The sequence below is a fragment of the Vibrio sp. 1727 genome (genome assembly GCF_033344415.1).
GTDB lineage: Bacteria > Pseudomonadota > Gammaproteobacteria > Enterobacterales > Vibrionaceae > Vibrio > Vibrio alginolyticus.
In genome coordinates this window covers 1-7,202 of sequence record NZ_JAWPOT010000046.1, presented here as the reverse complement: position 1 = coordinate 7,202, position 7,202 = coordinate 1, and the positions used below count along the sequence as shown (strand labels likewise).

At 42.8% G+C, this 7,202-nt stretch carries 9 protein-coding genes; 2 read left to right on the top strand and 7 right to left on the bottom strand.

Annotation, left to right across the window (positions count from 1 at the left end; genetic code table 11):
• Positions 1-117: 117 nt before the first annotated feature.
• The 5 genes from dfrA31 to R8O10_RS23480 form a co-directional block, all read right to left on the bottom strand.
• Positions 118-591, bottom strand: coding sequence for a trimethoprim-resistant dihydrofolate reductase DfrA31 (dfrA31, locus tag R8O10_RS23500; protein WP_000703246.1), 474 nt, complete (start codon positions 589-591; stop codon positions 118-120).
• A gap of 159 nt (positions 592-750) precedes the next feature.
• On the bottom strand, positions 751-1,407 hold the full coding sequence (locus R8O10_RS23495) for a quinolone resistance pentapeptide repeat protein QnrVC7 (protein WP_063866460.1): 657 nt from the start codon (positions 1,405-1,407) through the stop codon (positions 751-753).
• Positions 1,408-2,521: 1,114 nt separating this feature from the next.
• Entirely contained in the window at positions 2,522-3,190 is a 669-nt protein-coding gene (locus tag R8O10_RS23490; protein ID WP_169696972.1) for a hypothetical protein, read from the bottom strand.
• Positions 3,187-4,095 carry a tyrosine-type recombinase/integrase gene (locus R8O10_RS23485; RefSeq protein ID WP_225497208.1) on the bottom strand — a complete coding sequence of 303 codons (909 nt, stop codon included), beginning with the start codon at positions 4,093-4,095 and terminating at the stop codon, positions 3,187-3,189. Before R8O10_RS23485 ends, R8O10_RS23490 begins: the two co-directional genes overlap by 4 nt.
• Positions 4,088-4,333, bottom strand: a complete 246-nt coding sequence (locus tag R8O10_RS23480; protein WP_225497210.1) for a hypothetical protein — start codon at positions 4,331-4,333, stop codon at positions 4,088-4,090. Before R8O10_RS23480 ends, R8O10_RS23485 begins: the two co-directional genes overlap by 8 nt.
• Before the next feature lie 935 nt (positions 4,334-5,268).
• Between R8O10_RS23480 and R8O10_RS23475 the strand changes: the two genes are divergently transcribed.
• Together R8O10_RS23475 and R8O10_RS23470 are read left to right on the top strand one after the other, a co-directional pair.
• Entirely contained in the window at positions 5,269-5,511 is a 243-nt protein-coding gene (locus R8O10_RS23475) for a type II toxin-antitoxin system ParD family antitoxin (RefSeq protein ID WP_005398365.1), read from the top strand.
• Positions 5,504-5,788, top strand: a complete 285-nt coding sequence (locus tag R8O10_RS23470; RefSeq protein ID WP_005398363.1) for a type II toxin-antitoxin system RelE/ParE family toxin — start codon at positions 5,504-5,506, stop codon at positions 5,786-5,788. The genes R8O10_RS23475 and R8O10_RS23470 overlap by 8 nt, the downstream gene beginning before the upstream one ends.
• Before the next feature lie 295 nt (positions 5,789-6,083).
• On the opposite strand, the gene R8O10_RS23465 is transcribed toward R8O10_RS23470, so the two are convergent.
• Complete coding sequence (locus R8O10_RS23465) at positions 6,084-6,617, bottom strand: hypothetical protein (protein WP_225481809.1); 534 nt, start codon at positions 6,615-6,617, stop codon at positions 6,084-6,086.
• A gap of 166 nt (positions 6,618-6,783) precedes the next feature.
• Positions 6,784-7,107: a hypothetical protein gene (locus R8O10_RS23460; protein WP_000045524.1), complete on the bottom strand. Its 324-nt coding sequence runs from the start codon at positions 7,105-7,107 to the stop codon at positions 6,784-6,786.
• Positions 7,108-7,202: the final 95 nt, after the last annotated feature.

The window sequence follows — 7,202 nt, the reverse complement described above, 5'->3', positions numbered from 1 at the left end:
TAACGCCCTGTTAAGGGGTGAGCAACGCAATACCGAAGCTTCCGCATACCGCCTTAACCACTAAAACCAACGCATAGTAAAAATGCCACGCGTTGTGAATCCCTCTTAAACAGTTTGTTAGCCCTTTGCCCAAATTTGGTACGTGTAATCAATATTTGAACTGAAACTTTGCTCAAATGTTTGTTTGAAACTCTGTGGAACTGAAGGGAAAAACACGTCGCCAGAGATGTGCTTATGAATCACTGAAAGATGGATAACATCTGCTTGTTCGATTAATGCTTTGTAAATTTCACCACCACCAGAAACAAAGACATGTGTTGTCGTATTGTCTAAGTAAGATAATGCCGATTCAATGCTGGTGAAATAAATAACATCTGGATCATTCGAGACCATTTCTGAGCGAGTAACCACAGCATATTTCCTATTGGGAAGTTTACCCATTGAGTCGAAAGTTTTACGACCGACTAAAAGCCAATGATTGTAAGTCATAGCTTTGAACAGGAGCTGCTCACCTTGTACATGCCAAGGTATATCCAATCCAGAGCCAATTACTCCATTCTCAGAAACTGCTGCCATAATGGATATTTTCATTTTTCCTCCTGAGGGCTAACGCCCGCCTAAGGGGCTGGCAACGCTACCGCACGGCTTAAATTTACAACCGTAACCACCACAGCTCATTGGGACTGGGAACGCCACGCGTTGACAGTCCCTCTTGAGGCGTTTGTTATGTGTGTGTTCAAACCATCAAATTTAGTCAGGTACTACTATTAAACCTAATTGCTCTAAAAGTTGTTCTTGTTGCCACGAACAGATTTTTACACCTGTAAGGTCAACTTTCCGGGGGTCTAAACCATACAGCTCCGAGTGGCTCAAATCACAACCTTGCAACCTACACTGGCTCCAGCACCCTTCAGAAAATACTCCCCGACTTAAATCAGACTCTTTAAATGATGTCCCACTCAAATTTGCACCAATCCATCTATTCTCAAACAAATCACACTTTTCGATACACTGCCTTTCAAAATTTGCGTATGACAGATTACAACCTGTTATATAGGCTGAACAAAAATACATTCTGTTCGATACCTGATTCATGAAGCTAGCTTGAGCAAAATTTGCCCCCTTTAAATCGCACTCTCTGAACTCGATACCAAAACAATTTGCACCTTTGAAATACGACATTGAAAGACTGCAGTTTTTAAAAGATGCGTCTCTAAGATCCGAGTAAGAAAAATCACACCCCTCTAATTCTCCTCGTTCAATGAAAGAACAATCTACAAATTGTGTATCGCGGAGGTTTGCCCGTTTAAAGGAACAGCAGAAAAATTTGCAATTTTTAAAATACTGACCACTCAAGTCTTGATGTGAAAAGTCAGCTTGTACATATAACTGGTCTGTTTTATCCATTTTGTAGCCCTCTTTTTATTTGAGTCGAAGACTAACATTTACCAACCAGTTCTCAAGAAAAATAAACACCTTAAAAACAGCAACTTGCAACCACTTAAAATCACAAAAATAAGGCGCCAAATTGACGCTCTAAGGCGCTGATTTTTGATCTACCCACGCCGCATGGCTAGAAAAAAGTTTTGTTCAATTACGGCGCTTACAAGAAAAACACATAACGCTTATTAGATGGCTTTAAGCCGTCTTTATCCGAGAATAATGCCGCCTTTCACTAATGCATTCAATTTAGTATCAATCAATTGTGAGGTGTCGGAGTAAGTTAAACGGTGATACGTGGTTTAATTTAGAGGAAGTGATTTAACGTAACGGCACTCAGTGCGAACTGAAAAATAGAATCGCATTGTTCTACACGAACACCAGAAACAAAAAAGCCTCCCATCCGGGAGGCTTTTTTGTGGAGAATTGCCAGACTTGGAAGATCAGCATTGAGATCAAACGCTTTTGGGATTAATCTCTTTCTCCAGATGTGAAAAAACCGCCTTGCCGGGCGGTTTTTTTCGGAATACTTACTATGGTTTGACGGCCTGTGTAAGTCCTTTCATGATAGCCCATATCGTTAAAGCACTTCAAGTATTCCTGCACTCTGTTTGGATCAAGATGTTTTGGACAGAGCGACGCGCATCAGCCACCGACCAAGGGAAGTCCGATAGGTGGCAGGTAAAGGCACTAATCAGAACTTGCGAAAGCACGATAAAACCGCCCTGTTGTAGCTGCTAGACGGGGACAAGCGGAAAAGGAATAACTGATTAGTGTTGTGTGACTCGGACGGGGGGCGAAAGCCTTTACACACAGCGCAGGGCAGCCCGAAAGGGTACGAGAAAAAACTCCACGGAAAGCGACCACAGACAATGCTCAGATTCACTCAAAACGAGTCGAAAATGGGTAGGGGTCGGCGCAGCCGAAAGGGCTGAGAGCGCCGCCTTGTGCGGCAACCTTATTGCCCTTTTGGGCTTGTCCACAAAAGAGCGTGAGCTCCTCAAACAGCCCTTTAAGTTCTTTTCGGTGGGCAATGCCCTAAGGAAAAATCTTTGATTTTTAGAGGAGGGTACGGGGGAAGTTATTCTCCCTTTTGATTACTGTGACGTTTTTCAAAGCTACTAGCTAATTGCTTTAACTTTGTATAATCCAGTGGTTCATCATCCAGTGTTAAACCTGCATGTTTAAGATATTCAGCAATAAGCCTTTTCTCATTACTCAACCGATCACGCTGTCCTAGTTTGCTCATTGTTTCTTTGTGCTGCCTGCGTATTGCATGATTCGCTAATTTTAATCGTTCACTTGATTCTGTTTGTTGACGTGCTGCCTGATTTTGAATCGTGTCGAGTTCGCGTTCTCTGCGGTTTAGTTGTTCTGCCTTTTGTGAGTGTGCGCGTAGTACATCTTGCTCCATCTGTTGTCGGTATTGCTGTTTGAATTTCTCCAACTCTTCTGATTTTTGAGCTAATTTTTGTTTCGCTTCTATCAGAGATGCATCTGAGAACGTGCGAAAAGTGTTGAACATTACTCCTAAAATTAAAGCTGTGACTAAACAGAATATGAAAATGTAACTCCATGATTGCCACTGAAACCAGAGTGTTTCTGAGCCCTTTGCGAGCAAAACAGGTTTCATCGAGTTGGATGTATCAATTAGCCAAATCGTGCTATCGGGGGTTAGAAAATCAAGAAATGGTGCTGCAAAAAGCAATACCAATCCCACGACTATGACGGTTAAAAATCCCCAAATCATCGTAGGTACACCTCTGTTATATCGGGGCGAAAATGCCCTAGCTCTTGAGAAATGATCGTCATGACATCGATACGTTCAAAGTGATTCGCCAATTGTTCATAACGATTTTGAGCGTAGCTGTGGCGTAGGCCGTGAGCACCGTTTGAATAGCCCAGAGCGCGAGAACTCGCTTTGCTGAACGCATCAGAGAATTTGTGTCCACCGGCTATGTTGTAGTGCGATTCGTAATTCACACCTCTGTCCGATATTTGCTGCGGCATATCGAGTCTGCGTTCTTCTAACTTTTCTGCTAAATGGTTGGGGATTTGCACTTCACGAATAAGACCGCCTTTCCCGTTAACTGTGTAGGTTTTTGACTCATTGGGGAGGTGGGCAAATTTATTTGGGTGTACGTCCCGTGGGCTTGGATTCACTTCACCAGAAGGTCGTAGGGAGAGCAGCTCGTGAGCGCGTAGACCTGATTCATGACAAAGTTGTGTGGAGAGTGCGTGTTGCTCGGTTTGATGCTGAATGATCGCATTGACCTGTTCTGGCGTGTAAGAACGAGAGTTTTCAATAGTTTCTTTTTTAGATGTAGGAAGCTCTTTGGGTGGGTATAGTGTTTGATTGGGTTCTAACTTATGTGTGACATGCTGCATCATTGTTTGTATTGCCTGACGATCCATGTCGATTGTGCTTTGTTTACATTCGTGAGCGCGTAACTCTATGTAGTTTTTTGCTTGTTCTGGGGTTAGTTCTCTTAGAGAGCCAAGCTTGAACTCTTTCAAATAATCGCAACAAGTTTTCAGTGCTTGTTCGTAATTTCTAGCTGTTCCAACCGATTCTATGATGTTGCCTTTACCCTGCAATTCCTTCATCACAGAGGCGGCTTGAGCTTCAGATTTCGCAAAGTGTCCTCTAGCCATTGCGTGTTACTCCGATCGTATGGAGGTAACGAAGGATAGTGCTGCGTGCTGCATACTGATTATGCACAGTATGCAGGTGCAAAGAGATTAGCTCTAGAGATGCGCCAGTTTTGTACATTTTGGCGATTTCAGAACGAAATGGCTCAAGTTTGGAGGTGCGTTTTTTGTAGTTTTTTCCCTTGCGTAATGCACGGGTCTTTTTGGCAGCTTCGGTCGCTGCGATGGGATCAAAGCTCATAAAAATCTCGATGTGTGCGTAAGAACTAGCTCGGCTATCATCGTGATGATAGTGAGACGGCTAAGATGCCGTTCGCCATTTTGACTTTTTAACGAAAAAGTAGGCTGACTGTTCACACCTAAAACGTCCATTTCCGCAGATGGAGTGCGTTGTTGATTTATGATTTCGCTACTTTGAGATGCGTCACTGGCTCAACAATTATTACCAGCGAGTACGGAGTTAACTAAGCCGTACACTCCACAGACTTAGAGCAAAATTAACTCGGTTCTCTGACCGGACGGTGCTCTGAATGCAACGTAGACCTCACCCAACGAGGTCAAATTTATATCCCAAATTGGGATAAGTGGGTGGTTGTGAATTTTCATTTTGCGCTTCCTCTGATCTAAATGCAAATATTGTTTTTGTTGCAGGCTTTTTGTTGCGTGAAATCATACGAAAGCTCATTAAATCTCGCGCTATGTGGAATTTTTAAATTCTACATAGCGCGAGTAGGCTCGCGAAATTTGCGAAGGGTCTCTCCTGAATTTGCAACGCGAAGCGAGCAAACAGGGAGGGACGCTGAGTAAATTTGATAGGGGTATTAAGTGACAGCGTGATGAAAGATGAATGTTCACAACGAACATTTGGCTCCGAACTGACGCGCTGCGCTTGTCGCATCCCCACACCAGGAAAACGGCTTCGCCGATTTCCTGGTGTGGGGATGTTCAGTTTGGAAAACTCAAAGGCGTGGTAGTCTTATGAGTAGGTATGTTATTGGAAGGTGGTTCTTATGAATGGCCTATTTGTGATCATTGGTATTTCATTGTTGATTAGTGTTTTCGCGCTTTACTCTCCGCAGATAAGCGCATGGTGCGATAAGCAGCTTGCGAAAAAGAGAAAGTAAACCCATCACTTGCTGTATACTAATTGTGTTAATAATTCACACAGGTGGCTTTATGGGTAGAACAACAAGTGTCACCATTGGCGAATCGCTCGATGGCTTTATTGAAAAAATGATCGCAACAGGTCGTTACGGCTCAACAAGTGAAGTGATGAGAAGTGCATTGCGACTACTCGAACAACAAGAGAATCAACAAGACTTACTGCGAAAAGCTCTTGATGAGGGAGAAGCGAGCGGAGAATGCTCCCTGTCCTTAAAGGAAGTAGCAGAAAGAAGAAAGGCTCGTCTGCATGTATAAACTTTCTCAGAAAGCAGCAGACGATTTCGGCGACATCTATGAATATACCTTTCTAAATTTTGGCGAAGACCAAGCAGAACACTACACCGATGAAATGGAGCAGTGCTTACAAACATTGTCTGAGGCGCCATTCATTGGTAGGGATTGCTCCGAACTTCGTTCTGGAGTACGTCGGCATGATCATCAGAAGCACGCTATTTTTTATCGAATTCGAGAGTTCGATATATTTGTTATCCGGATCTTGCACCAACAGATGAACTCCATGTTGCATCTTTAGAAACATAGGAAAACGCCCCGTAGAGGGCGTTTTTTGTTTCAAACGAATAGTGCCATTTTTGCCCTGTAAATCGCTCTCAAAGCGTCACAAACTTACAAAGCGTTTTAGTCTTACATCCGCTCGGGTTAGGTATGAAAATCGCCACTACGCGCGTTCTGGGCGCTCTGAGCGGCGTTTTGAGCATCAAAGTGGGCCATTTAACATATAACCAATAATGACTACCATTTTTTTGATAAAAATCCCAAACGTTGGGAATTCGTCTTAAATGATGCCATAGTCCCTCTTGAAGCGTTTGTTATGGCGAAATCTTAGCCAACTCCGCTTTGAAAGCCTCACATAATTTCGACTGGATCAAGGGAAGTTCGTTATCCGCACGAGTCCATAGATCAAGCATATTAGAATCGAGTGTTTTACCTAAACCACTTTGCTTGAGCTGATAACCTCTAACAACTTGATAAAAGGCTGAATGCTGGTCAAGAAGTTGGTCTACAAGATTGCAAACATCATCAGAGAGCCAAAGCTTAGCAAGTCTGTATTGTTCGGCGAACTTCTTAACGTCTAATTCCAAGCTCAACACCCTTTCCTTTTCTAGCTCACCCTGCATCCTTACTACATATGATGTAGCATCAGAAGCTTGAACTGACGCTTCATATAGCTTTGAAATTGATTCAATCTTTCTGGCGTGAATTTGCTCAAAAACGTAATTGCGTCTCTTTGCTTTTGATGAAATGTACTCTGACAGAACTCTTTCGATCGTTTGCCGAAACAACCATGAAAGAAAACCAACAATGACTGATGCTCCACCTAAATAAGCCAAAAACTCCTGCAAGAAACCTCCCAAAAAAATAAAGTCAAAATTACGCCATAACGCCCTGTTAAGGGGTGAGCAACGCAATACCGAAGTCGCCGCATAACACCTTAAACACTAAACCCTACGCATAGTAAAAATGCCACGCGTTGCAAATCCCTCTTAAACAGTTTGTTATAGCAAATATTCAATAACTCTCTGAATTAATTCCACTAGTAGACTCAAACTTACAATCACCGTTAGTAATATAGTCAAGGCCATACCTATCGCGAGGTAATCTTTTGATAACTTTCCCCAGTAAGTCCTCCCCTTTTTCCGGACATTTACCAGTTTCTAGCAAATAAATATCAGCAGCATTACCTAAGCCTATAACGTCTGCGATTTCGGTTTGTTTGGCAGTTTCCTGCCTCTCAGCTTTTAGCTGCTCTGTTTTTACCTTATCAAATATAAATGGACTAGCTAAAACAGCAGCTCCTATCACTAACGAACCTATTAATATTGACTTACTCAACGTTTATCTCCTTTGCTATAACGCCCTGTTAAGGGGTGAGCAACGCAATACCGAAGCTTCCGCATACCGCCTTAACCACTAAAACCAACGCATAG